The sequence below is a fragment of the Micromonospora sp. NPDC047707 genome (assembly GCF_040704235.1).
GTDB lineage: Bacteria > Actinomycetota > Actinomycetes > Mycobacteriales > Micromonosporaceae > Micromonospora.
In genome coordinates, this window is sequence record NZ_JBEYSU010000005.1 from 243,347 (window position 1) to 269,766 (window position 26,420).

General features: G+C 74.3%; 26 protein-coding genes. 23 read left to right on the forward strand and 3 right to left on the reverse strand.

The window, feature by feature from the left end:
- Positions 1-89: 89 nt before the first annotated feature.
- From AB0873_RS08155 to AB0873_RS08165, 3 genes are read left to right on the forward strand one after another with little or no spacing between them, the layout of a single operon-like run.
- A complete protein-coding gene (locus AB0873_RS08155) occupies positions 90-326 on the forward strand; it encodes a hypothetical protein (RefSeq protein ID WP_366598967.1) in 237 nt (78 codons plus the stop codon).
- The gene (locus AB0873_RS08160; RefSeq protein WP_366598968.1) at positions 326-1,309 is read left to right on the forward strand and encodes a histidine kinase; all 984 of its coding nucleotides are present in this window, start codon (positions 326-328) and stop codon (positions 1,307-1,309) included. Before AB0873_RS08155 ends, AB0873_RS08160 begins: the two co-directional genes overlap by 1 nt.
- Positions 1,306-1,962: a response regulator transcription factor gene (locus tag AB0873_RS08165; RefSeq protein ID WP_366598969.1), complete on the forward strand. Its 657-nt coding sequence runs from the start codon at positions 1,306-1,308 to the stop codon at positions 1,960-1,962. The genes AB0873_RS08160 and AB0873_RS08165 overlap by 4 nt, the downstream gene beginning before the upstream one ends.
- Positions 1,963-2,024: 62 nt before the next feature.
- Here AB0873_RS08165 and AB0873_RS08170 read toward each other — a convergent pair whose 3' ends face one another.
- Genes AB0873_RS08170 through AB0873_RS08180 form a run of 3 tightly spaced genes read right to left on the reverse strand, consistent with a single transcriptional unit; the run spans position 2,025 to position 4,721 of the window.
- Positions 2,025-2,765, reverse strand: a complete 741-nt coding sequence (locus AB0873_RS08170) for a VTT domain-containing protein (protein ID WP_366598970.1) — start codon at positions 2,763-2,765, stop codon at positions 2,025-2,027.
- A complete protein-coding gene (locus AB0873_RS08175) occupies positions 2,762-3,484 on the reverse strand; it encodes a type 1 glutamine amidotransferase (protein WP_155331103.1) in 723 nt (240 codons plus the stop codon). The genes AB0873_RS08170 and AB0873_RS08175 overlap by 4 nt, the downstream gene beginning before the upstream one ends.
- Positions 3,474-4,721: a MurT ligase domain-containing protein gene (locus AB0873_RS08180; protein WP_155334115.1), complete on the reverse strand. Its 1,248-nt coding sequence runs from the start codon at positions 4,719-4,721 to the stop codon at positions 3,474-3,476. Before AB0873_RS08180 ends, AB0873_RS08175 begins: the two co-directional genes overlap by 11 nt.
- Positions 4,722-5,078: 357 nt before the next feature.
- Between AB0873_RS08180 and mraZ the strand changes: the two genes are divergently transcribed.
- The 20 genes from mraZ (at position 5,079) to AB0873_RS08280 (ending at position 26,373) form a co-directional block, all read left to right on the forward strand.
- Complete coding sequence (gene mraZ, locus AB0873_RS08185; protein ID WP_155331104.1) at positions 5,079-5,510, forward strand: division/cell wall cluster transcriptional repressor MraZ; 432 nt, start codon at positions 5,079-5,081, stop codon at positions 5,508-5,510.
- 205 nt (positions 5,511-5,715) lie between these two features.
- Positions 5,716-6,819: a 16S rRNA (cytosine(1402)-N(4))-methyltransferase RsmH gene (gene rsmH / locus AB0873_RS08190; protein WP_366598971.1), complete on the forward strand. Its 1,104-nt coding sequence runs from the start codon at positions 5,716-5,718 to the stop codon at positions 6,817-6,819.
- On the forward strand, positions 6,809-7,414 hold the full coding sequence (locus AB0873_RS08195; protein ID WP_366598972.1) for a hypothetical protein: 606 nt from the start codon (positions 6,809-6,811) through the stop codon (positions 7,412-7,414). Before rsmH ends, AB0873_RS08195 begins: the two co-directional genes overlap by 11 nt.
- A gap of 3 nt (positions 7,415-7,417) precedes the next feature.
- Entirely contained in the window at positions 7,418-9,577 is a 2,160-nt protein-coding gene (locus AB0873_RS08200) for a penicillin-binding protein 2 (RefSeq protein ID WP_366598973.1), read from the forward strand.
- Positions 9,578-9,695: 118 nt separating this feature from the next.
- On the forward strand, positions 9,696-11,213 hold the full coding sequence (locus AB0873_RS08205; RefSeq protein ID WP_366599016.1) for a UDP-N-acetylmuramoyl-L-alanyl-D-glutamate--2,6-diaminopimelate ligase: 1,518 nt from the start codon (positions 9,696-9,698) through the stop codon (positions 11,211-11,213).
- A complete protein-coding gene (gene murF, locus AB0873_RS08210) occupies positions 11,210-12,667 on the forward strand; it encodes a UDP-N-acetylmuramoyl-tripeptide--D-alanyl-D-alanine ligase (RefSeq protein ID WP_366598974.1) in 1,458 nt (485 codons plus the stop codon). Before AB0873_RS08205 ends, murF begins: the two co-directional genes overlap by 4 nt.
- The gene (mraY, locus tag AB0873_RS08215; protein WP_155331109.1) at positions 12,664-13,788 is read left to right on the forward strand and encodes a phospho-N-acetylmuramoyl-pentapeptide-transferase; all 1,125 of its coding nucleotides are present in this window, start codon (positions 12,664-12,666) and stop codon (positions 13,786-13,788) included. Before murF ends, mraY begins: the two co-directional genes overlap by 4 nt.
- Before the next feature lie 281 nt (positions 13,789-14,069).
- A complete protein-coding gene (locus AB0873_RS08220) occupies positions 14,070-15,464 on the forward strand; it encodes a putative peptidoglycan glycosyltransferase FtsW (RefSeq protein ID WP_366599017.1) in 1,395 nt (464 codons plus the stop codon).
- The gene (murG, locus tag AB0873_RS08225; protein WP_155331111.1) at positions 15,464-16,570 is read left to right on the forward strand and encodes an undecaprenyldiphospho-muramoylpentapeptide beta-N-acetylglucosaminyltransferase; all 1,107 of its coding nucleotides are present in this window, start codon (positions 15,464-15,466) and stop codon (positions 16,568-16,570) included. The genes AB0873_RS08220 and murG overlap by 1 nt, the downstream gene beginning before the upstream one ends.
- Positions 16,567-18,099 carry a UDP-N-acetylmuramate--L-alanine ligase gene (gene murC, locus AB0873_RS08230; RefSeq protein ID WP_366598975.1) on the forward strand — a complete coding sequence of 511 codons (1,533 nt, stop codon included), beginning with the start codon at positions 16,567-16,569 and terminating at the stop codon, positions 18,097-18,099. Before murG ends, murC begins: the two co-directional genes overlap by 4 nt.
- Complete coding sequence (locus AB0873_RS08235) at positions 18,096-18,911, forward strand: FtsQ-type POTRA domain-containing protein (protein ID WP_366598976.1); 816 nt, start codon at positions 18,096-18,098, stop codon at positions 18,909-18,911. The genes murC and AB0873_RS08235 overlap by 4 nt, the downstream gene beginning before the upstream one ends.
- 229 nt (positions 18,912-19,140) lie before the next feature.
- The gene (ftsZ, locus tag AB0873_RS08240) at positions 19,141-20,256 is read left to right on the forward strand and encodes a cell division protein FtsZ (RefSeq protein WP_155331114.1); all 1,116 of its coding nucleotides are present in this window, start codon (positions 19,141-19,143) and stop codon (positions 20,254-20,256) included.
- A 9-nt stretch (positions 20,257-20,265) separates the two neighbouring features.
- On the forward strand, positions 20,266-21,012 hold the full coding sequence (locus tag AB0873_RS08245) for a YggS family pyridoxal phosphate-dependent enzyme (RefSeq protein ID WP_366598977.1): 747 nt from the start codon (positions 20,266-20,268) through the stop codon (positions 21,010-21,012).
- Between the two features lie 191 nt (positions 21,013-21,203).
- The gene (gene sepF / locus AB0873_RS08250) at positions 21,204-21,899 is read left to right on the forward strand and encodes a cell division protein SepF (RefSeq protein WP_366598978.1); all 696 of its coding nucleotides are present in this window, start codon (positions 21,204-21,206) and stop codon (positions 21,897-21,899) included.
- 31 nt (positions 21,900-21,930) lie between these two features.
- A complete protein-coding gene (locus tag AB0873_RS08255) occupies positions 21,931-22,236 on the forward strand; it encodes a YggT family protein (protein ID WP_155331117.1) in 306 nt (101 codons plus the stop codon).
- A 44-nt stretch (positions 22,237-22,280) separates the two neighbouring features.
- Complete coding sequence (locus AB0873_RS08260) at positions 22,281-23,081, forward strand: DivIVA domain-containing protein (protein ID WP_155331118.1); 801 nt, start codon at positions 22,281-22,283, stop codon at positions 23,079-23,081.
- A 72-nt stretch (positions 23,082-23,153) separates the two neighbouring features.
- Positions 23,154-23,747: a hypothetical protein gene (locus AB0873_RS08265; RefSeq protein ID WP_366598979.1), complete on the forward strand. Its 594-nt coding sequence runs from the start codon at positions 23,154-23,156 to the stop codon at positions 23,745-23,747.
- Positions 23,740-24,048 (forward strand): DUF167 domain-containing protein, encoded by a 309-nt coding sequence (locus tag AB0873_RS08270; RefSeq protein WP_366598980.1) that lies wholly within the window; start codon positions 23,740-23,742, stop codon positions 24,046-24,048. The genes AB0873_RS08265 and AB0873_RS08270 overlap by 8 nt, the downstream gene beginning before the upstream one ends.
- A gap of 184 nt (positions 24,049-24,232) precedes the next feature.
- Positions 24,233-25,732 (forward strand): potassium/proton antiporter, encoded by a 1,500-nt coding sequence (locus tag AB0873_RS08275; protein WP_155331121.1) that lies wholly within the window; start codon positions 24,233-24,235, stop codon positions 25,730-25,732.
- Between the two features lie 221 nt (positions 25,733-25,953).
- Positions 25,954-26,373 carry a TraR/DksA C4-type zinc finger protein gene (locus AB0873_RS08280; RefSeq protein WP_007463005.1) on the forward strand — a complete coding sequence of 140 codons (420 nt, stop codon included), beginning with the start codon at positions 25,954-25,956 and terminating at the stop codon, positions 26,371-26,373.
- Positions 26,374-26,420: the final 47 nt, after the last annotated feature.

The window sequence follows — 26,420 nt, forward strand, 5'->3', positions numbered from 1 at the left end:
GCGGCCACATCCGGCGGCCCCGTACCCGCCCCGGGGCGTACGTCCGTTGGCCGATGCCCGGTCCCGGGCCGGCTGGCTACCGTGTCCGCATGGACGCCACCCTGCCGCCGCCCCGCCGGGCCTCCTCGCCGGCGCGCACGGTGCTGCCCTGGCTCGGCGTCGCGTTGCTCCCCGGCGCCGTGCTGCTCGCCCCGGCCACGGCGTCCAGCCGGGCCGGCTTCGGGCTCGGCACTGGTGGATCCCCGAGCGCTACCTGCTGCCGCTGCTGGTCCTGGCCCTGCCCGCCGGCCTGCTGCGCCGCCGCCCGCTGCTCGCCCTGGGGCTGATGCTGGTCGCGGCGTGCCTGGTCACCGTGACCGTCAACGTCCCGGAGAACGGCTACCTGCGCGACATCTGGTACGCCCAGTTCCTGGGCATCGACCTGGTGGTCGGGCTGGTCGCGGCGCACCGCTCCCGGCGCGTCTCGGCGCCGGCCGCGGTCGTCGTGCTCGCAGTGCAGGTCGCGGCCGGCTTCGTGAACCCGCCCGTGGACCCGTTGAGCCGGGCCACCCTCTCCGTGCTGGCGGTGGTGACCGTGTGGACGGTCGGCGACTCGATCCGGACCCGCCGCCGGCACACCGAGGTGCTACGCGACCACGAGGCCGCCGAGGCGGTCACCGCCGAGCGGCTGCGCATCGCGCGCGAACTGCACGACCAGGTCGCGCACAGCATCGGGGTGATCGCTATCCAGGCCGGCATGGGGGCGCGGGTGATCGACAGCCAGCCGGCGCAGGCGCGGGCCGCCCTCACCACCATCGAGGAGACCAGCCGGGAGACGCTGGCCGGCCTCCGGCGTACGCTCCGGGCGCTGCGCCGCCCGGAGGCGGAGTCGGCCCCGCTGGACCCGACGCCCGGGCTGGCCGATCTCGACCGCCTGGTGACGGCCGCCGCCGACGCCGGGGTCCGGGTCGAGGCACGGCAGCGCGGCGAGCGGCGGCCCGTCCCGGCCGACCTCGACCTCGCCGCGTTCCGGATCGTCCAGGAGGCGCTCACCAACGTGGTACGACACGCGGGCACCGATCGGTGCCGGGTCACCGTCACCCACGGCCCGGACGAGCTTGCGGTGGAGGTCGTCGACGACGGCCGGGGCGGCGCGGTCGGCGGTGCGGGGCACGGGCTTGTCGGCATGCGGGAGCGGGTCGCCATGGCCGGCGGGCGGTTCCGCGCCGGCCCGCGACCGGAGGGCGGCTTCCGGGTGGCCGCGTGGCTGCCGGTGCCACCGACGGCCGGCGAGCCGGTGGGATCGCGGCCCGGGACGGGGGAGCGGTGAGCATACGAGTGCTGCTGGTCGACGACCAGCCACTGGTCCGCGCCGGCCTGCGGGTGCTGATCGCCGACACACCCGACCTGGTCGTGGTCGGCGAGGCCGGCAACGGCACCGACGCCGTCCGGCTGGCCCGCGACGCGGCCCCGGAGGTGGTGCTGATGGACCTGCGGATGCCCGGCACGGACGGCATCGCCGCCACCCGCGCGATCACCGCACAGGGCGGGCCCGCACGGGTGCTGGTGCTCACCACCTTCGACGACGACGAGCACGTGCACGCCGCGCTGCGCGCCGGGGCGAGCGGATTCCTGGTCAAGGACATGGCGGTGGACGAGATCCTCGCCGCGGTCCGCGTGGTCGCCGCCGGTGACGCGCTGATCGCGCCCGCCGTGACCCGCCGGCTGATCGCCGAGTTCGCCCGCCGGCCCGCCCCGGCCGCCGCCCGCCGTGGCCTGGACGGCGTCACCGATCGGGAACGCGAGGTCCTCACGCTCGTGGGCCGAGGGCTGTCCAACGCCGAGATCGCCGCCGAGCTGGTGATCAGCGCGGCCACCGCGAAGTCGCACGTGGCGCGGCTGTTCACGAAGCTCGGTGCGAGGGACCGCGTGCACCTGGTGATCGCCGCCTACGACGCCGGCCTGGTCACCCCCTCGTCCTGACCCCCCGGGCCACCCGCCCCGCCGGGACGAGGTGTGCGGATCTTGGCGGCCCGGGGGTGATGTCAGGAGGGCCCGAGGCGGCGGAGGCGTTCGGCGCGCCACCAGCGGTGGATAAGAACCGCGCTGGCGATCACGCCGAGGCCGGCGGGGGCGGCGGCGAACCAGTTGACCTCGCCGGGCGAGGTGACCGCCGCGCCGACGGCGGCGTACCCGAAGGCGGTCGGCGCGGACGCGAGCAGGCTGCCGGCCAGGAACGGCAGGACCCGGGCACCGGTGGTGCCGTAGCCGTAGCTGACCAGGCCGAAGCCGGCGATCGGCAGCAGCCGTACGGTGATCACGCCGAGCACGCTCTGCCGGGCGAACCAGCCGTCCAGCCGGGCCAGTCGGCCACGGACCCGCTCGGCGACGAACTCCCGCCCGAGCACCCGGCCCACGGTGAACCCGATGGCCGCCGCCAGCAGCGCCGCGCCGAGCGCGTACGCGGCCCCTTCAAGGGCGCCGAACAGCGCTCCGGACGCCAGCGTGATGAAGGTGCGGGGGACCAGCGCCACGAGCAGCAGCGCGCCGCCGACGACGGCCGCCACCGGGGCGTACGCGCCGAGTCGGTCGGCGTGCCCCGGCAGGTCCGCCAGGTCCGGCCGGGGTGCCAGCAGCGCGACCGGCGCGAGGATTCCCAGCACGAGCAGCAGCACCGCGAACCGGACGGCTGCCGGATCTCCGATCAGCCGTCGGATGGCACGGGCCATGGCGGAGCGGCGGCCGCCGCGGGTCATCGTCGTCGGGCGGCGGCCTTCGCCGGTCACGGTCGGGCGGCGGCGGCCACCGCGGCGCGGCGCTCGGCGCGGAGGCGGTCGGACCAGGTGTCGTCCAGCGGGGGCAGCTGGTTGACGCCGATGGCCCAGCGCAGCAGCAGGTCGGCCAGGGCGGGGTTGCGGGCCAGGGCCGGCCCGTGCGAGTACGTGCCGAGCAGCTTGCCGCGCCAGGCGCCCTCGGTGGCGCCGTCGTTGCCGACGCCGGCGGTGACCCGGGCGAGGGGTGCCGCCTCCGGGCCGAGGTGGGTACGGCCGCCGTGGTTCTCGAAGCCGGTGAGCGGCGGCAGCCCCAGCCGGGGGTCGATGTCGCCGGCCAGCTCGCCCACGGCCCGGGTGGGCCCCCGGTCGGAGGACAGGTCCAGCAGCTCCAGCCCCGCGCACTTGGTGCCCTTGGCGAAGAAGGAGGAGCCGAGCAGCTGGTAGCCGGCGCAGACGCCGAACACCACCGACCCCTGCGCGACGGCCCGGTGCAGGCCGCCGTCGGCGATCAGCCGCTGCGCGCCGAGCGCCTGCGGGCCGTCCTCGCCGCCGCCGATCAGGTAGATGTCGGCGGTCGCGGGCAGGCGTTCGTCGGAGCGGACCTCCAGCACCTCCACCGGGTAGCCGCGCCGCTGGGCACGGCTGGCCAGGATCAGCGCGTTGCCGCGGTCCCCGTAGGTGGAGAGCAGGTCGGGGTAGACCCAGACGATTCGCAGGCTGTCAGAGGACACGGTCCAACTCCGCTCGGATGTCCTGGAAGGCGGTGTAGTTCGCGATGACCTCCAGCCGGCCCGGCGGGGCCGTCCGGACCGCCTCGGCGAAGGTGCGTACGTGCTGGAACGGCACGCCGTTGACGTCGAGCCGGACCGCCAGGTCGTACGCCCGGTCGCCGGTGATGAGCACCTGCCGGCCGCGCAGCGGGCTGAAGTCGACGTCGAAGAGCCAGGAGGTGTCCAGCCCGTCGGGGTCGCGGGCGTTGATGGAGAGCAGCGTGGGTGCCTCGTCGGCCATGTCGAACGCCTCCAGCCAGCTGGCCGGGTTCTTCGCCAGCAGCAGCCGGATCAGCCGGCCGTCCCGCTCGACCTGCGCGTACCGGCCGGCGACCGAGGTGACCGTGCTGAGTTTGAGCACCGCGTCGACGGGGCGTACGCCGAACTCGGCGGCGACCGCGAGGGCGGTGGCGGCGTTGCCGAGGTTGACCTTGCCGGGGAGTTGGAGCTTGACCTTGTGCCAGGCGCCGGTGGGGTCGACGACGCCGTCGTCCTCCACCGTCCAGTGCGGCTCGGGACGGCGCAGCGGGCAGCCGGTGCACCACCACTGGTCGCCCTCGCGGGCGATGGTGGAGCCGCATTCCGGGCAGACCCACGAGTCGTCGTGCCAGCGTTGGCCGGCGCTGAACCAGGTGACCTGCGGCGGGCTGATCCGGTGGTCGTGGTTGGGCGGCGGGGTGGCCGCCCACACGACCATCGGGTCGTCGGCGTTGGCGATGACGCGGACGTCGGAGTGCTTGACCAGGGCCGCGCGCCAGAGCTGCGCCATCATGGCGACCTCCTTGGCGCGGTCGAGCTGGTCGCGGGAGAGGTTGAGCAGTGCCACCACGTGCGGCTCGGTGGACTCCAGCACCTGGGCGAGGTAGTGCTCGTCGACCTCGAGCACCGCGTACGGCGTGCTTCCGGCCTTGGCCAGCGCCGAGGTGTGCCCGGTGGGCATGTTCGCGCCGAAGGAGTTGGTGGCGACCTTGCCGAGCACGCCGACGGCGGCCGTGGTGAGGCGCGTGGTGGTGGTCTTGCCGTTGGTGCCGGAGATCAGCGCGATGGCGCGGCCGGCGGCGAGGTGGGCGAGCAGGTCCGGATCGATCTTGAGGCCGATCCAGCCGCCGATGACCGAGCCGTCGCCGCGGCCCGCGGCCCGCGACAGCGCCGCGGCTGTCCGCGACACGGAGCTGGCCACCTTCGCCCGCAGGGGCATCTTCGCGTCCGTCACGCGAGCGAGGTTACTCCACCGGCGGGCCCCCCAGATCGCCGCCGAGGGCGAACCGTTCGGCCGGTGACACTCCGGCGCCTCGCCGGGCGCGGATCGGCCGGATGGAGTCGATCTATGTCGGAAAGCGGACGGCGCCCGGCGGGTCGCTCCGCCCTCCACTCCGCTCCACCCTCGTTGACGTGCGGTTTTGGCCGGGCGACACGCGCGCCGCGCGGGCGATTCCGGTTGCGGGTGGAGGGAAGTGGAGTAGAGTGGGGCGCGATGGTGAGGCCGGGAGGGCCCACCGGCCCGGGGGGTCAGCGGCGCCGCGAACGCCGCTAGATGGGCGAGGGGGTTGGGCCGATGTTCCTCGGCACCCACACCCCGCGCCTGGACGACAAGGGCCGGTTGATCCTTCCGGCGAAGTTCCGGGACGAGCTGGCGGGGGGTGTCGTGATCACCAAAGGGCAGGAGCGCTGCCTCTACGTCTTCCCGACGCCGGAGTTCCAGCGGATCGCGGACCAGTTACGCGCGCAGCCGATGACGCACAAGGCGGCCCGGGCCTACAGCCGGGTCTTCTTCGCGAGCGCGCACGACGAGGTCCCCGACAAGCAGGGGCGGGTGACCATCCCGGCCCACCTCCGGGAGTACGCCGCACTCGACCGTGACCTGGTCGTGATCGGCGCGCACACGCGGGTGGAGATCTGGGACCGGGCGGCCTGGGAGACGTACCTCTCGGAGAGCGAGGACGGCTTCGCCGACATCGAGGAGGGGGTGCTGCCCGGCGGCCTGTAGGGCGTGGCGACGCCCGACGTACTGCGAGATCTCCAGCCGCTTTCGAGTTCCTGGCATCCCTTCCCCGGTGCCAGGCGCACGATCCGATCGGGGGGCCGTGGCCGGAAGGCGGGCGGGAGCGGATGGGGATCTGGCGGTACGACGGCACGGCGTCGTCCGGCGACGGGCGCGAGACGACTGACGGTTTCAAGCAGTGGGGGTCGACATGGGGGAGCTACGCGGCACGCACGTGCCGGTGCTGCTCGAGCGGTGTCTCGAGCTGCTCGCTCCCGCGCTCGACCGGGGGGAGCGCACGGTCCACGTCGACGCCACGCTGGGGTTGGGCGGGCACGCCGAGGCGGTGCTGGAGGCGCACCCGCGCACGGTGCTGGTCGGGCTCGACCGGGACACCGAGGCCCTCGCCCACGCGCGGGCACGGCTGGCCCGGTTCGCCGACCGGATCCACCTGGAGCACGCCGTGTACGACGAGCTGCCCGAGGTGCTGAGCCGGCTCGGGTACCCGGCGGTCGACGGGGTCCTGTTCGACCTGGGTGTCTCCTCGTTGCAGCTCGACGCGCCCGACCGCGGGTTCGCGTACGCGCAGGACGCGCCGCTGGACATGCGGATGGACCAGACCCGGGGCGTGACCGCCGAGGAGGTGGTCAACACCTACGCGCACCCGGAACTGGCCCGGGTGCTGCGGGTCTACGGCGAGGAGAAGTTCGCGACGCGGATCGCGTCGGCGATCGTCCGGGAGCGGGAGCGCGCCCGGATCACCTCGTCGGCGCGCCTGGCCGAGCTGGTGAGGGAGAGCATTCCGGCACCAGCCCGGCGAACCGGGGGACACCCGGCAAAGAGAACGTTTCAGGCTTTACGGATAGAGGTAAACCGAGAGCTGGTGGCGCTGGAGGCGGCGCTGCCGGCAGCGCTCGACCGGCTCACGGTGGGCGGCCGCATGGTTGTCCTGTCCTACCACTCGCTGGAGGACCGGCTCACCAAGCTGGCGCTCGCCGACCGGGTCCGCAGCAAGGGCCCGGTCGACCTGCCGGTCGAACTGCCCGGGACCGGTCCGACGTTCCGGCTGCTCAGCCGGGGCGCGGAACTGCCGAGCGAGGTGGAGGTCGCGGCGAACCCGCGCGCCGCCTCGGTGCGGTTGCGGGCCGCGGAGCGGCTCGACCCGACCGCGGAGCAGCACCGGCGTACCGACCGCGAACGGTACCGCCGGCGGGTCCGGGCGATGCACCAACCGGGCACGGGGTCGGCCGCGCGACGGCCGGCTCCGGGGGACGGGACAGGGACGGACGAAGAGGGGGAGGGACATGACGATTGACAAGCGCGACCGCCGGGACGTGACCGGCGGCGGGCGGCGCACACCGCGGTCGGGGGGCCGGATCGCGGCGGAGCGGGCCACGCGCGTCGGCACGGGCACGCCGCAGGCGGACCGGACGGGCCGGCTGGGGGAGGCTCGCGCCCGGGGGGCGCGCGAGTTCCCGACCCAGGGCACCGCGGCGCTGCGCCCGGCCGAGCGGGACGGCGCGACCGCGCCGCGCCCGCCCCGGCTGCGGGTGGCGCCGCCGGCGCCGGTGTCGGTGCCGCGCGCGCCGTTCGCGGCGCTGATCGTGACGCTGGTGGTCGGCGGGGTGCTCGGCATCCTGCTGGTCAACACGAAGATCAACGAGAACGCGTTCCGGCTGGAGAAGCTCCAGCAGCAGCAGGCCAAGCTGGACCTGGAGCAGCAGCAGCTGAACCGGCAGATCGCCGAGCACGAGGCGCCGGGCAACCTGACCGCCGCCGCGCGCAGGCTCGGCCTCGTCGAGGCCGGCGAGCCGGCGTACATCCGGCTGCCGGACGGCAAGACCATCGGCGTGCCGCAGCCGGCCAGCGGGCAGCCGTCGGTCACCAGCCAGCAGGGCGCCGGGGGGTAGGCCGTGCCCCCGAGATCGGAGGAACCGCGCCGGGACGCCACGGGCTCCCGGCGCGGCCCGTCCCGTGGCGACGGAACCGCCGATCCGCGTACCGGCGAGCCGGGGGTCGGCGGGATCTCCGGCGCGCGCGCGTACACGCCCCGGGGACGCACCATCGGCGAGGATCGGCTGGGCGACGCCCGCGCCGCCCGGCCCGAGCAGCGGCGCACGCCGCGCGGCGGGCGCTCCGGCGACCCGTTCCGCCCCGCCCTCCAGGTACTCGACGGCGGGCGGACCGGCCGGCGGGAGCCGACCCGTCGTACCCCCGTGGTCCGCACGGTGCCCGAGCGGGCGCCCCGGGAGGACCCGCCGCCGCGCCGCCGCCCCGCGCGCAGCACGCCGGCCCGGCCGGCGGCCCGGCGTCCGTCGCGCAAGCCACCGAAGCCGCCCCGGCTGGCCGACCCCGGCCGCCGGCTGCGGCTCGGCACCGCGCTGGCCCTGACCCTGTTCGCCGTCATCGGCGTCCGGCTCGTCGTCCTCCAGGCCGTGGAGAGCCCGGCGTACGCCGACGCGGGGCTCCCCGACCGGCTGCGGACGGTGGTGCTGCCGGCGCCGCGCGGGGCGATCTACGACCGCGACGGCGCGGCGCTGGCGCACAGCATCGAGGCGCGGTACGTCTACGCCGACCCGACCCTGGTGAAGGACCCGCAGGCGACCGCGCGCGCCCTCTCCCCGCTGCTCGGCATCCCCGCGTCGGACCTGGCCGAGAAGATGAAGCAGCGCATGCTCCCGGGCGGGATCCCCTCGCGGTTCGAGTACCTGGCCCGCGGCGTTGACGTCGGCCGGGCACGGCAGATCATGGCGCTGGAGCTGCCGGGCATCAACGCCCACCGCGACGAGCGCCGCGAGGTGCCGGGCGGTGACCTCGCGGCGAACCTCATCGGCTTCACCAGCGCCGACATGAACGGCCTGGAAGGGCTGGAGGCGCGCTACGACGACCTGCTCGCCGGCAAGGACGGCCAGCGCCGGTACGAGGTGGGGCTCGGCGACCTGGCCGCGCCGATCCCGGGCGGCTTCAGCGAGACGACGAAGGCGAAGCCGGGCAGCTCGCTGAAGCTCACCCTCGACCGGGACCTCCAGTTCGTGGTGCAGGGGCTGCTCGCCAAGCGGATGGAGAAGGTCAAGGGTTCGACCGGCGCGGCGATCGTGCTGGAGGTCGGCACGGGCGAGGTGCTGGCGCAGGCGGCGTACCCCACCTACAACGCGGCGAACCCCCTGAACAGCGAGCCGGCCGACCGGGAGGACGTGGCCACCGGCTTCGTGGTGGACCCGGGCTCGGTGCACAAGGCGATCACCTTCGGCGCGGCCCTGCAGGAGGGCGTCATCACCCCGGACACGACGCTGCCGATCGCGAACGCCGTCCGCAAGGGCGACACCTGGTTCGAGGACACCCACCCCGCGGGCGGGAAGCGGATGAGCCTGGCCGGCATGATGGCGTACTCGTCGAACGTCGGCACCATCGCCATCGCCGACAAGCTCGGCCGGGACCGCCTCATCGACTACCAGAAGCGGTTCGGGCTCGGCGAGGCGACCGGCGTCGGCATGCCCGGCGAGGCGACCGGGCGGCTCCTGCCGGCGGAGGAGTGGAGCGACTCGTCGCGCGGGTCGGTGCCGATCGGGCACAGCGTCGACGCCACGCCGCTGCAGATGGCCGCGGCGTACGCCACGATCGCCAACAACGGCACGTACGTCGCGCCGCGCCTGGTCAAGGAGATCATCGGGCCGGACGGGAAGCGGACGAAGCCCGAGGCCCCGCCGACCCGGTCGGTGCTCAGCCCGGACACCGCCGCCGAGCTGCGCACGATCCTGGAGGCGGTGACCACCGTCGACCACGCCACCGGGCTCGCGGCCGCGGTCCCCGGCTACCGGGTGGCCGGCAAGACCGGCACCGGCTGGCGGCTGGTCGAAGGCCGTAAGCAGCCCGGCGCGGTGGCCTCGTTCATCGGGATGGCACCGGCCGAGAAGCCCCGGTACGTGATCGCGGTCTTCGCGCACACGCCCGGCGGCGGGGGCGGCGACATCGCCGCCCCGGCGTTCCGGGACATGATGCAGTTCGCCCTGCGTCACGACCGGGTCCCGCCGTCGTCCGCCGCCGCGCCGAAGTTCGAGGTCTTTCCGCGCTGACCGGCGGGAACGGGACATCATCGGTGAGTGCGGACGAACCACCGGGGCGGCTGTGCGGCCGGAACCGGCCGACCGGGTAGGGTCTGACGCCGTGTCCGGCAATCCTCGCCCCCGCACCGTGACCGGAGTCCGGCTCGGCGATCTCGCCGCCCGCCTCGCCGCCGAGCCCGGCGCGGGTGCCGTCGACCCCCGGGCGGCCGCCCCGGAACCGGTGATCACCGGTGTGACGCACGCCAGCCAGGAGGTCCGGCCCGGCGACCTGTACGCGGCGCTGCCCGGAGCCCGCCGGCACGGCGCGGAGTTCGTCCCCGCCGCCGCGGCGGCCGGCGCGGTGGCCGTGCTCACCGACCCGGCCGGAGCGCCGGCGGCGGAGGAGGCCGGCCTGCCGGCGCTGGTGGTGCCCGACCCGCGCGCGGTGCTCGGCGACCTGGCCAGCGCCGTCTACGGCGACCCCACCGAGGGGCTGACCGTGATCGGGGTGACCGGCACCGCCGGCAAGACCTCCACGGCGTACCTGGTCGAGTCCGGCCTGCGGGCCGCCGGGCACACCACCGGCCTGATCGGGACCGTCGAGACCCGCCTCGGCGACCTGGTGATCGACAGCGTCCGCACCACGCCGGAGGCGACGGACCTGCATGCCATGCTCGCCGCGGCCCGGGAGCGCGGCGTGACCGCCCTCGTCATGGAGGTGTCCAGCCACGCCCTCGCCATGGGGCGGGTCGGCGGGGTCCGGTTCACCGTCGGCGGGTACACCAACTTCGGCTCCGACCACCTCGACTTCCACGCCGACGCGGCCGACTACTTCGCGGCGAAGGCGAAGCTCTTCGACGGCCGCTGCGCGGTGGAGGTGCTCAACCACGACGACCCGGCGTTGCGCCCGCTGTACAAGCCGGCCACCGTCACGTACTCGGCGGCCGGGGACCGGTCCGCCACCTGGTGGGCGGACGAGATCGGCGGCGAGGGGTACGCGCAGCGGTTCACCCTGCACGGCCCGGACGGCCTCACCCTGCCCGCCGGGGTGTCCCTGCCCGGCCGGCACAACGTCGCCAACGCGCTGCTCGCCGTCGCCGCGCTGGTCGCCGCCGGGGTGGACCCGAAGACCGCCGCCGAGGGCGTCACCGCCTGCGGGGGCGTCCCCGGCCGGCTGGAGCTGGTCCGGGCGCCCGGCCCGGTGCGCGGCGTCGTCGACTACGCGCACAAGACCGACGCGATCGTCGCCGCGCTGGCCGCCCTGCGGGAGTTCAGCGGCGGCCGGCTCATCTGCCTGATCGGCGCGGGCGGCGACCGGGACCGGGGCAAGCGGCCCCTGATGGGCGCCGCAGCGGCGGAGGGAGCGGACGTGGTGCTGGTGACCGACGACAACCCGCGCACCGAGGACCCCGCCGAGATCCGGGCCGAGGTGCTCGCCGGGGCGTACCGGGCGGCCACGGACGCCCGGATCCTGGAGGTCCCCGGCCGGCGGGCGGCCATCGCCGAGGCGGTCCGGCTGGCCGAGCCGGGCGACGTGGTGGCGCTGCTCGGCAAGGGCCACGAGCAGGGGCAGGAGGTCGCCGGGGAGGTGCACCCCTTCGACGACCGCACCGAGCTGGCGGCCGCGCTGCACGCCCGCTTCGGCGAGCCGGAGGGACGGCGGTGATCCCGCTGCTCCTGGCCGAGGTGGCGGCGGCCGTCGGCGGGCGGCTGGTCGCCGCCGACCCGGAGGTCACGGTCACCGGCACGGTCGAGTTCGACTCCCGCAAGGTCGGCCCCGGCGGGCTCTTCGTCGCCTTCCCCGGCGAGAAGGTGGACGGGCACGACTACGCCGCCGGGTCCGTCGAGGCGGGCGCGGTGGCCGTGCTCGGCACCCGCGAGGTGCCCGGCGTGCCGATGGTGCTGGTCGACGACGCCCTCGCGGCGATGGGACGGCTGGCCCGCGCGGTGGTGGACCGGCTGCCCGGCCTGACCGTCATCGGGCTCACCGGCTCGTCCGGCAAGACCACCACCAAGGATCTGATCGCGCAGCTCACCGCACGGCTCGGGCCGACGGTCGCGCCACCCGGCTCGTTCAACAACGAGCTGGGGCACCCGTACACGGCGTTGCAGGCCGGGCCGGAAACCCGATACCTCGTCATGGAGAAGGGCGCCCGCGGCGTGGGGCACGTCCGGTACCTGTGCGACGTGGTGCCGCCGCGCATCTCCGTGGTGCTCAACGTCGGGGTCGCCCACATCGGCGAGTTCGGCTCCCGGGAGACCATCGCCCTGGCCAAGGGCGAGCTGGTCGAGGCGCTGCCCGTGGACGGGCTCGCGGTGCTCAACGCCGACGACGACCTGGTCTCGGCGATGGCCACGCGGACGGCGGCCCGGGTGGTCCGGTACGGGGAGGCGCCGGACGCGGACATCCGCGCGGTCGACGTGACGCTGGACGAGCGCGGCCGGCCGTCGTACACGCTGGTGACGCCCGAGGGTGACGCGCCGGTCCGGCTCGGGCTGACCGGTCGGCACCAGGTCTCCAACTCGCTCGCCGCCGCGGCGGTGGCGCGGGAACTGGGCATGCCGCTGACCGAGCTGGCGATCGCGCTCGGCCAGCTGGGTCTGGTGTCGACCCGCCGGATGGACGTGTTCGAGCGCACCGACGGGGTCACCGTCATCGACGACTCGTACAACGCCAACCCGGCCTCGATGGCGGCCGCGCTGCGCGCGCTGGCCGGCGTCGGGCAGGGGCGGCGCACGGTGGCGGTGCTCGGCTACATGGCCGAACTGGGACCGTTCGAGCACGACGGGCACGTCGAGGTCGGCCGGCTCGCGGCCGAGCTGGGCGTCGACCGCCTGCTCGTGGTGGGCGACGCGGCCGCGCCGATCCATCAGGGCGCGAATTCGGTAGGTGACTGGGGAGGAGAATCGGTGCTGCTCACCGATCAGGCGGGCGCCGTCGAGGTGCTGCGGAACGAGCTACGGCCGGGCGACGTCGTCCTGGTGAAGGGTTCCCGGTACCGCACCTGGGAGGTTGCGGACGCGCTGCGCGCCGACGCCGTGCCGGCGGCCGGGTCGGGCGGAAGCGCGAGCAGTGAGCTTGCGAGCCCCGCCGTCGCGACCGAAGGTGACCCGGCATGAGGGCGGTCATCGTCGCCGTCGGGGTGGCGTTCCTCGTCTCGCTGTTCTGCACACCGATCGCGATCCGGGTGTTCACCCGGCTGAAGGCGGGCCAGCCGATCCGGGCCGAGGGCCCGGCGATGCACCAGGGCAAGAAGGGCACGCCGACGATGGGCGGGGTGGTCTTCATCCTGGCCACCGTCATCGCGTACGTCGCGGGCCACCTGGCCCTGACCACGCTTCCGGACGCCCAGATCGCCCAGGTCGAGCCGACCATCACCGCGCTGGTGCTGCTCGGGCTGATGGTCTTCTCCGGCGCGGTCGGCTTCATCGACGACTTCCTCAAGGTCCGCAAGCGGCACAGCGGCGGCCTCAACAAGCGCGGCAAGCTGCTCGGCCAGATCCTGGTCGGCGCGCTCTTCGGTGTGATCGCCCTGTACTTCCCGAGCAGCATGACCGACGCGGAGGGCCAGGCGACCAACACCGAGACCGTCGGCAGCACCACGCTGAGCTTCATCCGGGACATCCCCGCCCTGGAGCTCACCAAGGTCGGCGCGGTGATCGTCTTCATCTTCGTGGTGATGGCGGCGACGAACGGCGTGAACCTCACCGACGGTCTGGACGGGCTGGCGACCGGCGCCTCGGTGATGGTGCTCGCCGCGTACGCGCTGATCGCCTTCTGGCAGTACCGGCACTGGTGCGCGGACCCGAGCTACACCCAGGACTACTGCTACACGGTCCGCGACCCCCTCGAGATCGCGTTGATCGCCGGGGCGGCGGCCGGCGCCTGCGTCGGGTTCCTCTGGTGGAACACGTCGCCGGCGCGGATCTTCATGGGGGACACCGGGGCACTCGGCCTCGGTGGCCTGATCGCCGGCATGGCGATGTCGACGCGGACGATCATGCTGCTGCCGATCATCGGCGGGCTCTTCGTCATCATCACGATGTCCGTGGTGATCCAGATCATCTCGTTCCGGACCACCGGCAAGCGGGTCTTCCGGATGTCCCCGTTGCAGCACCACTTCGAGCTGGCCGGATGGAGCGAGGTCAACATCGTGGTGCGCTTCTGGATCATCGCCGGGATCGGGGTGGCGATCGCGCTCGGCCTCTTCTACAGCGACTTCCTCGCCCACGTCGGCTGACCGCTCACCGGGGCGTGTTAACAGGGGGCCCTTCCTCTACCTGAGGCGTTAAGAAGGGGCCCTTCCTTGCACCCCGACACGCCGAGGGAGCGGTTGCCGGGGTGGCGGCGCCGGGCAGCGGCGATGATGTCGGGGTGGGGGAGGTACGAGGCACTGAGGTGACGACGGAGACCACGACCGGGCGGCCGGGCGGTACCCGTACGCCTGAGGGCGCCGCGGCGCGGCCGCCGGAGGGGCCGGCTGCCCCGCCCGGACTGCGCGGCCTGGACGCCGCCGGCGGGCTGGCCGCCCTGCGCGGCCTGCTGGAGCGGCCGCTCGCGTCGTACTACCTGCTGCTGTCCAGCGCCGGCCTGTTGCTGCTGATCGGCCTCACCATGGTCTTCTCGGCGACCAGCGTGCGCGACTACGCCGAGGGCGGCGACGCCACCGCCACGCTGGCCAAGCAGGCGATCTTCGCGGTGATCGGGATCGTCGCCTTCTGGGCCTGCCAGCGGCTACCGGCGAGCACCTTCCGCTCGGTCGCCTGGCCGGCGCTCGGCGTGTCGGTGGTGCTGCTGCTCCTGCTGAACGCGCTGATGGCGCTGGAGTCGCTGGCCGACGCCGACCAGCTCGGCCCCTTCGACGCGGACCTGAACTGGCTGCATCTCGGCCCGATCCAGCTGCAACCGTCGGAGCTGGCGAAGTTCGCCCTGGTGCTGTGGGGCGCGGACGTGATCGCCCGCAAGGGCGCGAAGCTCGGCTGGTGGCGGGAGCTGGCCACCCCGCTCTTCCCGGTGGTCGGGCTGCTGTTCGTGCTGGTCGGCTACAACGACCTGGGCACGATGCTCTGCCTGCTCGCCTTGGTGGTCGGGTTGCTCTGGGCGGCCGGGGTGCGGCTGCGCGTCTTCGCCACCCTCACCGCGGTCGGCCTGCTCGGCATCGGCCTGCTGGTGGCGGTCGCCTCGCTCGGCGCCGGGTCCGGCGAGCGGGGCGCGGAGAACTACCGGTTGGCGCGGCTGACCACCTTCATCGACCCGCCGCCGCCGGAGCAGTGCAAGCTCGAAGAGTGCTACCAGATGGTGCAGGCCCGGTACGCGATCGAGAACGGCGGTTGGTTCGGCACCGGCCTCGGCAAGAGCACCCTCAAGTGGGAGTGGCTGCCCGCCGCGGAGAACGACTTCATCTTCGCCGTCATCGCCGAGGAACTGGGCGTGGTGGGGTGCGGCGTGGTCGTCGTGCTGTTCGCCGTCCTCGCGTACACCGGGCTGCGGATCGCCCGCCGGGTGACCGACCCGTTCCGGCGGCTGGCCGCCGCCGGGGCCACCGCCTGGCTGGTCGGCCAGGCCGTCATCAACATCGGCGGGGTGGTCGGGCTGCTGCCGCTCACCGGCGTGCCGCTGCCGTTCATCTCCGACGGCGGAAGCGCCCTGGTCGTCACGCTCGCCGCGATCGGGATGCTCGCGTCGTTCGCCCGCGCCGAACCTGATGCGGCGAGAGCCCTCCATGCCCGTCCGCCGGCCCGATGGGTCCGACTAGTGTGGGCCCCGTTGCCGCCGCTTCCCGGCCGGCGTCGGGCGGGTGCCCCGCCGGCCGCCCGGGCCCGGGTGCCCAGGGAGCGGCGCGGAGACGACCAGGCCGCACCGCGGGTCCGGGGGGACCGGACGAGGCGCGGGTCGGCGGACGAGAGGAGACGGTGATGGGTCCGCTGCGTTCGGTGGTGCTCGCGGGAGGTGGCACCGGGGGGCACATCTACCCGTTGCTCGCCTTCGCCGACTGCCTGCGCCGGCACGACCCCGGCGTCCGGATCACCTGCGTGGGCACGCCGAAGGGCCTGGAGAACGAGCTGATCCCGCCGGCCGGTTACGACCTGCGTCAGATCCCCGCGTACCAGCTGCCCCGCTCGGTCAACATGAACCTGGTGAAGACGCCGGGCCGGATGTGGACCGCGGCCCGCGCCGCGGGCAAGGTGATCGACGAGGTGCGGGCCGACGTCGTGGTGGGCTTCGGCGGGTACGTCTCGGTGCCGGCCTACCTGGCCGCGTGGCGGCGCGAGCTGCCCATCGTCATCCACGAGGTCAACGTGCCGCCGGGGGTGGCCAACCGGCTGGGCATGAAGTTCACCAAGCACGTCGCCGTCGGCTTCCCGCACCAGCCCGCTCAGGCGGAGGTGCTGCGCGACGCCCGCGTGGTCGGGGTGCCGCTGCGCCGCGGGATCGCCGGCCTCGACCGGTACGCGATGCGCAACGCCGCGCGCGCCCACTTCGGCCTCCGCCCCGACCTGCCGGTGCTGTTCGTGGCGGGCGGCTCGCAGGGCGCCCGCTCCATCAACCTCGCGGTGTCGGGCGCGGCCAAGGAACTGGCCCGCAACGGCGTGCAGGTGCTGCACGTGATCGGCGCCCGCAACGAGCCGGTGCCGGTGCCGACCGACCTGCCGGTGCCGTACGTGACCCTGCCGTACCTGTCGCAGATGGAGCTCGGCTACGCCGCCGCGGACCTGATGCTCGGCCGGGGCGGGGCGATGACCTGCGCCGAGGTGGCCGCGATCGGCCTGCCCACGGTGTACGTGCCGTACCCGCACAGCAACCAGGAGCAGCGGCGCAACGCGCTGCCGGTGGTGGAGGCCGGGGGTGGCGTGCTCGTCGACGACGCCGAGATGACCCCGGCCTGGGTCGAGCAGACCCTGATCCCGCTGATCCGTGACCCGCAGCGGCTCGCCGCGATGGGCGCCGCCGCGGGCGCGTACGGGCGCCGCGACGGCGACGAGGCGCTGCTCAACTTCGTCTACGAGGCGGTGGCCCGATGACCGCGCAGTTCACCCCGGCCGGCACGCTCACCGCCGAGGACCTGGGCACGATCCACCTGATCGGGGTCGGCGGGGTCGGCATGAGCGGCCTGGCCCGGCTCTTCCTCACCCGGGGCATCCCGGTCTCCGGCAGCGAGTTGCGCGAGTGGCCGTCGCTGGCCGGCCTGCGCGCGCTCGGCGGCACGATCCACATGAGCCACGAGGTGTCCAACCTCGACGGGGTGGACACCGTCGTCTACTCGTCGGCGATTCCGCAGGACCACCTGGAGATGGTGGAGGCGCGCCGCCGTGGCCTGCGGGTGCTGCACCGCTCCGAGGCGCTCGCGGCCGCCATGACCGGCCGCCGGACGGTCGCGGTCGCCGGCACCCACGGCAAGACCACCACCACGTCGATGGTGACCATGGTGCTCCAGCAGGCCGGTGCCGACCCGTCCTTCGTGATCGGCGGGGAGATTTCCGAGGTCGGCTCGGGCGCGCACCACGGCACGGGCGAGTACTTCGTGGTGGAGGCGGACGAGAGCGACCGCTCCTTCCTCATCTACCGGCCGTTCGTGTCGATCATCACCAACATCGAGGCGGACCACCTCAACACGTACGGCGACCTGGCCAACCTGGAGGCGACGTTCGCCGAGTTCGCCCGCCTCACCGACCCGGACGGGTTCATCGTCACCTGCGCCGACGACGCGGGCGGCCGGCGGCTGGCCGAGACGCTGCGCGGCGAGGGCCGACGGGTGTACACGTACGGCACCTCGGACGACGCCGACCTGCGGCTGACCGAGATGACGTCCTCGGCCAAGGGGATCCGCTACCTCGCCGGCATCGACGGGCGGTCGCTGGGTGAGTTCCGGATGCCGGTGCCGGGGCGGCACATGGGCCTCAACAGCGCCTCGGCGGTGCTCACCGCGTACCTCCTGGGCCTGCCCCTGGAGGCCGCGGAGGCCGCGCTGGCGGCCTTTCCCGGCGTGCGGCGGCGCTTCGAGCGCAAGGGCGTGGCCGACGACGTGCTGGTGTACGACGAGTACGCCTACCACCCGACGTCGATGACGCTGGCGTTGCAGACGTTGCGGGAGGTGGCCGGCGACGGCCGGCTGATCGTGGTGTTCCAGCCCTACCGGCTCTACCGCACCCGGGACCTCCAGACGGAGATCGCCGGGGCCCTCGCCATCGCCGACGAGGTGGTGCTGCTGGAGGTCTTCGGCCCAGGCGAGCAGCGCGGGCCGGGGGAGGGCTCGGTGGCGCTGGTCGAGGCGGTGCCGCTGCCGGCGGACCGGAAGGTCTTCGTCGACTCGTGGGACGCGGTGCCGGCCGAGGTGGCCCGGCGGGCCCGGCCGGGCGACGTCGTGGTGACCATGGGCGCTCCGCCCATCTCGCTCATGGGCGACCAGCTGCTCGCCGCGCTCTCGGTGCGCGGGGAGGGCCCGCCCGCCGGCACCGTGCCCGGTGGCGAGGCCGGTGGCGCGACGACGATCGGCGGCACCGTCCCGGGTGTCACCGGCGGCGCGGTCCCGGACGCCTCCGCGGCCGGATGAGTCCCGGGCCCGCGCGCGGGCGCACCACCGGCGCGGACGGCGGCGGCCGGCGGGGCGCGGCCCGCCGCTGGCAGCTCGTGCGGGCCGGTAGCGACGCCGTCCCCGCCTCGACCCGCCGGTTCATGGCCCGCGCCCGGCAGCGCCGGATGCGGGCGGCGCTGCCGTGGGCGGTCGCGGCCGGCGTGCTCGCGCTCGCCGGGCTGGCCGCCTGGACCGTGCTCGGGACCGGGCTGTTCGGCGTCCGCGAGGTGCGGGTGGAGGGCGCGACGCTGGTCACCCCGGTGCAGGTGCGCGACGCCGCCGGCGTCGCCGACGGTACGCCGCTGGCCCGGGTCGACCTGGCGGGCACCGCCCGGCGGATCGGTGCGCTGCCGGCGGTCGAGCGGGCCGACGTGACCCGCGACTGGCCGGACGCGCTGGTGGTCCGGGTGACCGAGCGGACCGGCGTGGCCGTGGTGCCGCGGGGGGAGCAGTTCGTCGTCGTCGACGGGGCCGGCGTGGTCTTCCGGACCCTCGCCGAGCGGCCCGGGGGCCTGCCGCTGGTCCGGCTGGCCGCGCCCGGCCCGGGGGACGCGGACACCCGCGCCGCCCTGGACGTGCTCGCCGCGCTGACTCCGCAGCTGCGGGCGGAGCTGGTGGACGTGACCGTCGAGGGGCTCGCCCGGATCACGCTCAACCTGCGGGGCGAGCGGCGGGTGGTGTGGGGCGACGCGACCCGGGGCGAGGACAAGGCGCGGGTCGCCACCGCGCTGCTGGACCGCGAGGCGGCGACGATCGACGTGAGCGCCCCCGACGTGGTGACCTTCCGGTGAGTGTGACGCGTCCGAAGGCGGCGACACGCCGCGTGGTTGCTTGGTTCGACGGGCGGGGGCGCTTACGTTGCCCCGAAGAGGATCAGTGGTTGACATAACTGTAAGCCTCTAGTAGAGGGTGAGGGTTTAGGCCCGAACCCTGCTGGTGCACAGCGTCCGTCGACCGCTGACCTGGCCAAGCCGTGTGAGGCCGGCCCATGCCAATCTCGAGGGGGGAAAGGACCTTCAGATGACACCTCCGCACAACTACCTGGCGGTCATCAAGGTCGTCGGCATCGGGGGCGGCGGCGTGAACGCCGTCAACCGAATGATCGAGGTTGGGCTCAAGGGCGTCGAGTTCATCGCGATCAACACCGATGCGCAGGCGCTGCTGATGAGCGACGCCGACGTCAAGCTGGACGTCGGCCGTGAGCTGACCCGAGGGCTGGGCGCCGGGGCCAACCCGGACGTCGGCAAGAACGCCGCCGAGGACCACCGCGACGAGATCGAGGAGGTGCTCAAGGGCGCCGACATGGTCTTCGTGACCTGCGGCGAGGGCGGCGGCACCGGCACCGGTGGAGCGCCGGTGGTGGCGAACATCGCCCGCAAGCTCGGCGCGCTCACCATCGGCGTGGTGACCCGGCCGTTCTCGTTCGAGGGCAAGCGCCGCCAGGTGCAGGCCGAGTCGGGCATCGACGAGCTGCGCAACCAGTGCGACACGCTGATCGTGATCCCGAACGACCGGCTGCTCGCGCTCGGCGACCGGAACATCTCCATGATGGACGCGTTCCGCACCGCCGACCAGGTGCTCCTCTCCGGTGTCCAGGGCATCACCGACCTGATCACGACCCCCGGTCTGATCAACCTGGACTTCGCCGACGTCAAGAGCGTCATGAGCGGCGCGGGCAGCGCCCTCATGGGCATCGGCAGCGCCCGCGGGGAGAACCGCGCGGTGGAGGCGGCCGAGGCGGCGATCTCCAGCCCGCTGCTGGAGCAGAGCATGGACGGCGCGCGCGGCGTGCTGCTCTCCATCGCCGGCGGTTCCGATCTGGGCCTGTTCGAGATCAACGACGCGGCCCAGCTGGTCACCGACGCGGCGCACCCGGACGCGAACATCATCTTCGGCGCGGTCATCGACGACGCCCTCGGTGACGAGGTGCGGGTCACCGTGATCGCGGCGGGCTTCGACGGGGGCGCTCCCGCGTACAAGGCGGCCGAGCCGGCCCGCAAGACCAACCAGAACCAGCCGGCGCCGCCCACGACGCCGGTGCCGCCGCCGGCCACCATGCCGGCCCCGCAGCAGTCCCCCCGTCGGGTTCTCTTCGACGACGTCGACGTGCCCGACTTCCTCAAGAACGGTTCCTGAGCCCTGCCGATGAACAGCTCCGCCGCTCCGGTGCGTCCCGACCGTCGCGCCGAACTCGCGGCCGGCCTCGCCCGTGTCCGCTCCCGGATCGCCGACGCCTGCACGGCCGCCGGCCGGGACCACGGCGAGGTCACCATGATCGCGGTGACGAAGACGTACCCGGCCGGCGACGTGGTCGCGCTGGTCGGGCTCGGGGTCACCGACGTGGGGGAGAACCGGGACCAGGAGGCGGCCGGGAAGGCGGCCGAGGTGGCGGCGGCCGGGGTGACGCCCCGGTGGCACTTCATCGGCCAGTTGCAGCGCAACAAGGCGAAGTCGGTGGTCCGGTACGCCGACGTCGTGCAGTCCGTCGACAGTGTCCGGCTGGCCCGGGCGCTGGACGCGGCGTCGGCGGCCGGCCGGGACCGGCCGCTGGACGTGCTGGTGCAGGTGAGCATCGACGGCGACGCGGCCCGCGGGGGCGCGCTGCCGGACTCCGCCGACCCGGACGCGGGGCTGGATCAGGTCGCGGAGGCGGTGGCCGGCGCGGACGGGCTCCGGCTCGGTGGCCTGATGGCGGTCGCGCCGCTGGGCTGGGAACCGGAGCGGGCGTTCGCGCGGCTCGCGGAGGTGGCGGCCGTTTTCCGGGCGCGCCATCCGGAGTCGACGGTTCTCTCGGCGGGAATGAGCGGCGACCTGGAAATGGCGATCCGGTACGGCGCGACACATGTCCGGGTGGGCAGCGCGTTGCTCGGAATGCGTTCCACGCTGCGGTAGCCTGACCGCCAGAAGCAAATTACATCGGTGTTGTTTTGGTGGGAGCGGCATCCCGGATCGGGGTCGTGGCGCGCGACGCGAATCGTGCGCCGGGGGATTGCCGGTCCGGTCCGGTGGGCAGAGATGATCCACTCGCGACAGGCGACACGGCACGGGGGCGCGTGCCGCACGGCGGACGGGAAGGGCGCGGGATGGGTGCGCTGCGCAAGGCGGGGGTCTGGCTCGGTCTGGTCGAGGAGGACGACGAGCGGGCCTACGACGACGGTGGCTACGACAAGGGTGGCTACCGCGATTCGCGGTACCGGTCGAGCCGGTACCCGGAGGACTTCGGCGACGAGGACGAGGACGACGCGGACGAGCCGCCGGCGCCCCGACCCCGGCTCGGCGACCGGGGCCGTCTGAGCGAGCGGGCCGCCGCGCGTTCCGCCGACGGCGATCGGCTCGAGGCGGAGCGGCCGGAGCGGGCCGAGCGGTCCAGCGTCCGGTCCATCACGCGGTCCGCCGCCGCCGAGACGTCCGGGGCGCTGACCTACCACACCCGCGACAACCTGGCCCTGGCGCCGCAGTCGCAGGTCCGTGAGCGCGCGGTCGTGGCGGACGAGGAGCAGCGGTACCAGATCACGACGCTGCACCCCACCACCTACCGCGAGGCCCGTACCATCGGCGAGCACTTCCGCGACGGCGTCCCGGTGATCATCAACCTCACCGAGATGGACGAGGCGGACGCCCGGCGCCTGGTCGACTTCGCCGCCGGTCTGGCGTTCGGGCTGCGCGGTACGATCGAGCGCGTGACCAATCGGGTGTTCCTGCTCTCACCGGCCAACGTCCAGGTCACCGCGGAGGACAAGGCCAAGATCGCTGAGGGCGGCTTTTTCAGTCTCAGTTGACCCCGCCCGAGCGCAAGGGACGTCGCCTGTCGTGTTGTCGATCGTGCTCCAGGTTCTCTACCTGATCCTGTTTGTCTTCCTTCTGGTTCTTCTGTCCCGATTCGTGTTGAGCGCCGTTCTGCAGTACGGCCGGCGGTGGCAGCCGGGGCGCGCGGCATCGGCGGGTCTGGAATCCGTGTGGAGCGTCACTGATCCCCCTCTCAGCGCGTTGAGGCGTGTGATCCCTCCGCTGCGAATTGGTACCGTGAGCATCGACCTGGCCTCCCTTGTGCTCCTGGTTATCCTGTTCGTGCTGATGGAGTTCGTGTTGAGGCCGTTGATCTTCAGGACCGCCTGATGACCGACGCGCTTTCGCGGCCGCAACTGACCCGAGGAGTTTCGATGCCGCTGACCCCGGCCGACGTCCACAACGTCGCCTTCAAAAAGCCGCCGATCGGCAAGCGGGGGTATGACGAGGAGGAGGTCGACGCCTTCCTGGACGAGGTCGAGCGCGAGCTTGCCCGTCTGATCGAGGAGAACAACGAACTGCGCGCCCAGGTGGAGCGCGGTGGCCGGGGCCCGGCCCCCGCCGGTCCCGGTGGCGACGCCCGTCTCGCCGCCGAGCTCAACGAGGTCAAGGCGCAGCTCGACCGGGTGCAGCGGGACAAGGCCGCGGCCGAGCAGGCCGCCCGCGCGATGCAGGCGGAGCTGGAGCAGGTCCGCGCCACGGGGGGCGCGGCGGTGACCGGCGACGGCGAGCAGCAGGCGCTGCGGGTGCTGATGATGGCCCAGCGGACCGCCGACGACCACGTCTCCGACGCCCGCCGCGAGGCCGACCAGCTGCTCTCCGAGGCCCGTTCCAAGGCCGAGGAGGTCACCCGGGAGGCGCGCGCCAAGGCCGACGCCCTCGAGCGGGACGCCCGGCAGCGCCACCAGGAGGCCATGGGTGGCCTCGACGCCAAGCGCACGGCGCTGCAGAAGCACATCGAGGAGCTCAAGCAGTTCGAGCGTGAGTACCGGACCCGCCTGAAGGCCTACCTGGAGAGCCAGCTGCGCGACCTCGACGGTCGCGGCCAGGGCCTCGAGGCCGAGATGAACCGCGCCGAGAGCGGCCGGGTCGCGGGCGGCAACGGCCTGGCCGCGGCCGGTCTCGCCGGTTCCTACGGCGGCGGTCGCTCCGGCGCCCTGGAAGGCGGTCGCTGACCACCGGCCGGCGACCGTCCCGGTGACGGTCGCCGGCTTCGCCACATCGGTACGACGCGGCGGGGGTGAGCCGTGATAGTCGCCAGTCTCCTGCTCATCGTCCTCGCGGTCGTGCTGCTGGTGATCGGTCTGGCCGGCGGCTCGAGCCTCCTGCTGGTCATCTCCATCGCGGCCAGCCTGCTGGCCGCCGTCGCGCTGGTCGCGGGTGCCCGCCAGGTGGCCGCCGCCCGGGTGACGGCCGAGCGGATCCGGCCCCGCGGCGGCCCGGCCCCCGCCGGCGCGTACGGGCCGGCCGTGGACCCGGGTGTCCCGGTCCAGCACGTTCCTCCGGCGGACGACGACGGCTCCGGGTGGCGGCAACCACCCGAGCCGCCGACGGCCGACCCGTCGGCAGGGGTCGAGCCGCTCGACGACGAGCCCGCCGCGCAGGACGTCCCGGTGGGCGACGCGGCGCGGTTGGCCCGCCTCGACCACGAGGTGCGGGTGGTCGACGGCCGCCCCCGGTACCACCTCGCGGGGTGCCCGCACCTGGTCGGCCGGGAGCACGAACCGGTGCCGGTGGCCGAGGCCGTCGACCTCGGCTTCACGCCGTGCGCCCACTGCGCGCCGGTCACCGCCCTGCTCGCCGAGGACGGGCGGATCGCCAGTGGCGGCGCGGGTGCCTGACGCGCCGGGCAGCGGCGGTCCGCTCACCATCGCCGTCCGGGTGAAGCCGGGCTCCTCCCGTACCCGGGTCGGCGGCCGGTTCGACGGCCCGCACGGTCCCGCCCTGGTCGTCGCGGTGACCGCGCCTGCGGTGGACGGGCGGGCCACCGAGGCGGCCCGCAAGGCCCTCGCCGACGCGCTCGGCGTCCGGCCCGCCGCGGTGTCGCTGCGCACCGGCGCCGCCAGCCGCGACAAGCTCTTCCTCGTCGAGGGGGCCACCCCGGACCTGCCCGGGGCGCTGCACCGCCTCCGCGACGGATGAGGGCCGGTGTCGCCGTCCCGGCGCGAGCCGCGACGAGACGGCATGCGCCATCCGGACGGGCGGCGACCGGTGCCGGTTCCGGTGTGACAGCCGTGCCGATCGGCACCACCGCCGCTGCCGGTCGTCGCCCGCGTTCGGGGCGGCCGGGCGGTGCCCGCCCGGGCCCCGCCCGCGCGGACCACCCGTGAGTCCCGGTCTGGAGGTCGCGCTCCTGCTCGGCGCGGCGGTGCTTCTCGTGGCGGTGGGCGCGGTCCGCCTGTCCACCCGGCTCGGCGTACCGAGCCTGCTCGTCTACCTTGCGCTGGGGGTGGCGATCGGCGAGGCGGGGCTCGGCATCCGCTTCGACGACGTCGACCTCACCCGCACGCTGGGGTTCTGCGCGCTCATCCTGATCATCGCCGAGGGTGGGTTGAGCACCCGGTGGAGCACCCTGCGGCCGGTGCTGGGGCTGTCCGCCGCGCTCGCCACGGTCGGCGTGGTGGTTAGCATCCTGGTGGTCGGGCTCGTCGTGCACCTGTTGCTCGGGCTGGACTGGCGGCTGGCGCTGCTCTACGGCGCGGTGCTCTCCTCGACCGACGCGGCGGCGGTGTTCGCGACCCTGCGCCGGCTGCGGCTGCCGCCCCGGCTGGTGGCCACCCTGGAGGCCGAGTCGGGCATGAACGACGCCCCGGTCGTGCTGCTGGTGGTGCTGCTGTCCCGGCCCACGGTCGAGCACCCCTGGTGGTACGAGGTCGGCCTGGTCACGTACGAGTTGGGCCTGGGCGCCCTGGTGGGCTTCGCGGCCGGCGTGGGCGGGCGGTGGGCGCTGCGCCGGGCGGCGTTGCCCTCGGCGGGGCTCTACCCGATCGCGGCGGTCGGGCTGACCGTGCTGGCGTACGCGGCCGGCTCGGTGCTGCACGCCTCCGGCTTCCTCGCCGTCTACGTCGCGGGCGTGCTGCTCGGCAACGCCCGGCTGCCGCACCGCCAGGCCATCCTCGGCTTCGCCGACGGGCTGGCCTGGCTGGCCCAGATCGGGCTCTTCGTGCTGCTCGGTCTCCTGGTGTCGCCGAGCCGGCTGGGTTCGGCGGTGCTGCCCGCGCTGGTCGCCGGGCTCGCACTGGTGCTGCTCGCGCGGCCGGTCTCGGTGGCCGCGTCCGCCCTGTCGTTCCGGGTCGGCCTTCGGGAACAGGCCTTCCTGTCCTGGGCGGGGCTGCGCGGGGCGGTGCCGATCGTGCTGGCCACCATCCCGCTGTCGGAGCGGGTGCCGGGTGCGGACCGGCTCTTCGACGCGGTCTTCGTCCTGGTGGTGATCTTCACGCTGGTGCAGGCCGGCACGCTGGCCCCGGCCGCCCGCTGGCTGCGGGTGACCGCGCCCGCGGAGGCGGCGGAGATCCGGGTGGAGACGGCGCCGCTGGAGCGGATGCGGGCCGACCTGCTCCAGCTGGAGGTGCCGCCCGGCTCCCGCCTGGCCGGGGTGCACGTGGACGAGTTGCGGCTGCCGCTGGGTGCCTCGGTGACGCTCGTGCTGCGCGACGGGGTGGGTTTCGTACCCGGCCCGGACTTCCGGTTGAAGACCGGCGACAGCCTGCTGATCGTGGCGACCCATGGGGTGCGCGACCAGGCGGAGCGCCGGTTGCGGGCGGTCAGCCGGCAGGGCCGCCTGGCCCGGTGGTTTGGCGAGTACGGCGAGGACCGGGATGGTTGATCTGCTAGCGTTCCTTTTGCCCCGATATGGCATGAGTAGGGGCTGAACGACGGGGCGTCGGTGCGGCACGTTGTCGGACGCCTGTACGTTCCGTATCCTTGCCAACCTCCGGAGTGCGCTGCCCTGTGGTGGCGCGCCCGTTTCGTACCTGGGGGCGCCGAACGCGGCGACCCCTGTCCAGGTGCCGCGGTCCCCGCGGCTCCGCGGCCGAGGGAGCGACGATGGCGAAGCCAGCCGACACCAGGACCGCCGGCCGCAAGCCGGTGGCCAAGGCCACCCGCAGCGCGGCGGAGACCGAGAAGATCCGGGCGGCCCTGGCGGCGCGGCGCGACGAGCTTCGCGCCGAGTACGATCAGACGCTGAGCGAGATCACCGAGCTGCAGCGCGATCGGCTGACCGACTCGGCCGGGGACGACCAGGCCGACACCGGCACCAAGACGTTCGAGCGGGAGCAGGAGATCTCCCTCGCCAACAGCATCCTGGAACGGATCACGCAGGTCGAGCGGGCGCTGGAGCGGCTCGACGAGGGCGGTTACGGCTGGTGCGAGCGGTGCGGCAACCCGATCCCGGTGGAGCGGCTCGCCGCCTTCCCGTCGGCCACTCTCTGCGTGACCTGCAAGCAGCTGGAGGAGCGGCGCTGAGGCGACGCTCCCCGGCGGCGGAGAGGAGGCGGCGCCCCGGCGCCGCC